3 protein-coding genes and 2 pseudogenes are annotated in these 2895 nt (G+C 33.5%); 1 reads left to right on the plus strand and 4 read right to left on the minus strand.

Features of this window, described 5'->3' with window-relative positions; all coding sequences use genetic code 11:
- Together TY19_RS04580 and TY19_RS15200 are read right to left on the minus strand one after the other, a co-directional pair.
- A partial coding sequence (locus TY19_RS04580) for an F-box protein (RefSeq protein ID WP_042280579.1) occupies positions 1-792 on the minus strand: 792 nt, incomplete at its 3' end.
- Between the two features lie 452 nt (positions 793-1244).
- Entirely contained in the window at positions 1245-1433 is a 189-nt protein-coding gene (locus tag TY19_RS15200; RefSeq protein ID WP_148300634.1) for a hypothetical protein, read from the minus strand.
- A 223-nt stretch (positions 1434-1656) separates the two neighbouring features.
- Between TY19_RS15200 and TY19_RS12735 the strand changes: the two are divergent.
- Positions 1657-2096: pseudogene (locus TY19_RS12735) on the plus strand (IS1 family transposase); the annotation flags it as partial.
- 59 nt (positions 2097-2155) lie between these two features.
- Here TY19_RS12735 and TY19_RS19535 read toward each other — a convergent pair.
- Entirely contained in the window at positions 2156-2338 is a 183-nt protein-coding gene (locus TY19_RS19535) for a hypothetical protein (RefSeq protein WP_052354779.1), read from the minus strand.
- Positions 2339-2804: 466 nt separating this feature from the next.
- Positions 2805-2895 (minus strand): annotated as a pseudogene (locus tag TY19_RS14075) (IS982-like element ISPasp3 family transposase); the annotation flags it as partial.

Here is a 2895-nt window from a genome sequence, read left to right on the forward strand (position 1 = left end):
ATTCTCTTTTCGAATAGCTTTGATAAAATAAAGCGTGCCATCTTCACATTGAATCAAAATTTGGTTATCGCGGCAATCGAGCGAGCGGATGGGAGAGTGGAAAAGGGGAGATTCGTAACATTTTAAGCCATTTTCTATATTAAAAATGGCAAATTGCTTGCGCTGAGGCAACACTAAAATAAGCAACTCTTGGTCAACATGGGCTTCCTCAAAATTTTCCACCCTGCTTAAGGGTTGCGAAGGAAAAGGTTCTTTGAGTGGCCAGCGGTAAAGAAAACCTTCTTGCGTCACTTGGATCATATGCCCTTCTAGATAGTGGATCAAACGAGAGTTTTCGTCTTTTAGGTTATCAAAAACTAATTGACAGCCTTTTTCCTCAAGAGAATAAACTTGAGCAGTCCCAGAAGTGACTTGGATGAAAGCTACTTTTTTTTCTACCTTTAATTTAACCGTTCCACTTGCTGCAAAACCTGGTAATTGGTAGGTGTCATGCTTACATCGATCTTCACATAATGTGGGTTTGTTACGTTTGACTTCTTTTAGAATTTGGTGCTTTTTTTTATAAATTTTCTTCCAATTTGAATTTAAGGTAGGGCGGGTCGAAAATGTCAACTTTTTCCATTGGCGACAAAACTGGGCTTTCCATAGGGAGGGATCCTCTGCTAGCTGTTGCCAGGCTTTACTAACTAAAGAAGCCATGGCAAGGTCTTTTGGGCTCTTAAGTTGATTAAAGATGGCAACCTTCGTTTCTTCAGGTAAAGTTTCTATAGGGGATTTTAAAGAAATCTGCATAAAGCCTCTATCTTTATTAAGAGAAGATGATTAGTTAAATAATCGCAATTATATTTAATAAGGTTATTTTATTCTAGGCTAAATTGATTCAAAAATGGCAACTAAAAAATTTTATTAAAGATAAAATGAAAAGGGATTTATAATATATGTATATGGCGGACAAATCTTTATTAAGAGGAAGATAGACTTTAATTTGCTCAACATGTTTTATTAGGCAATTCAAATCGAGCATAATTTAAAAAAGAATGCGATCTAAGCTATTCTTATAATTCCTATAGCTAAAAATATGGAAGCGGCCTTTTTAAAAGGCCACTTCTTCGAAGTTTTATTACTTTGCTTACTCGTTAAGCTGGATTTTGGCTTGTTCTAAATGTTAAAATTAGAAATAGCGTGTTAAAGACAAACCAACTCTTTGTAATACAGGTTATCTTTCTTGCTGTAATAAGCGTTATTCAATACCGAGCTCGGTATTTCGGTAAAGGAAATATTTCACTCCAGCCATTGCTTGCCATACTAATTCCTCCACGCACCACATAAGTATGGTTTGTTTTCTTTTCAAGAAATCTTTGAAAGGATGAATCTAATTCAAAACGGAAATCGGACAGTTTATAGCCAATTGCTGCCCCAACATAGTATTCCATAGGAATTTGAAGTTTTCTATTTTTCTAGATATGCTGGTACCTGCATTGATACTAAAATATATTTTTTTGTTTAATTCATTTTGTTTTTCGTCGTTAGCATATCACATATTTCGGTAGTACTAAATAAGTAAAGCTATTCCAATAAACTACTCTAATTGGATAAACTAATGTCTTAATTCAAATTGTAGTAAATAATGGGGCTAAAATTATTAACAAACAAAGAATTGATTTTATTATCAATGATTTACCTCGGGATTTAAATGTACAAGTCACTTGTCATGAGGGCGATGAGCTAGAAGTGGCTAAATTTGAAGGAGACGAGCGATGGAGTTTGGCAGGAAATAAGAAAAATGATCTGTGGCTATGGTTCGTTTTTCATAAAAAAGTTGCCAAGTGTTGGCTAGGTAATTAGATCCTCGGGACAAAAAAACCGCTGAGCTTCTTTTTGCAAACGACCTGAATCCTTAAAAAAAGCCCTCTATTTCACGGATAAATTTAATGTCTATGATGAAACCATTCTTTGGAGCAAACATCAAGCAGTTAGCAAGCTATCTGGCCAGACAAGCGACGTAGAAAGATTTAATTGTACTCTTAAGACAAAGGTATGAAAGATTTGTAAGGAAAACACTTTCATTTTCTAAAAAGCTAACTAATCCCATTTAGTTAATAAAATATTTTATTTGTGATCACAATAGACAATTGAGAGCCTTACCTATTTAGCACTACCAAAAATTATCAATAATCTTTTTTCTGCGGATATGTACTTTTAGGCTGCGCCATTCTTTTACAGAAAAAGCTGCGAGGATGTGATTTTTCCATTGGTGGTTAATTAAAAGAGAGTTTTTGACATAACCCTCAATCACAAATCCTAATCGATTTAAAAGCTTTGCATTTCTCGTATCCATAGGCCACGTAATTGGACATGATTCTATGGAGGTTTAAGTTCTTCAAAAATATATTGAATTGACATTTCTAATGCTTCAAACATAAATCCTTAACCTTCATATTAATAGTCGATCTTGTAATCTAAATAACAGACTTAGAAAAGCCTTCGAAAAATTTGCATGAAATGACAGACACCAATGACTAAATCCTGATTTTTTATCTAATAAAAATCGAACGGATTTGTCTTCTTTGCATTCCTTGATCTAATCTTCTAACCGTAGCCGTATTCGAGAAATTTCTGATTAATGCTGAAGGGAATGTGGAATAACAGTGGCTTCCCACTTTGTTAAATGATTTTTATTGCCTATGTCAAAATCATGAATAGCAGAAAAAACTTCTAAGCTTGGAAAAGTTAAGATGAGATGGGAAGTTATTAATTTTTTATCATGAGTTGAAAGAAATTATATTAATGTAAGTTGCAAATAACTAATTTATTAAAAAATTTGTTGCAATTGCTACTAAAAATCCTAAAACTTTAATTTCAAACCCATTAGACGTCGTTGCATGAATTTTTCTA

Source organism: Candidatus Protochlamydia sp. R18, assembly GCF_000648255.1.
GTDB lineage: Bacteria > Chlamydiota > Chlamydiia > Chlamydiales > Parachlamydiaceae > Protochlamydia > Protochlamydia amoebophila.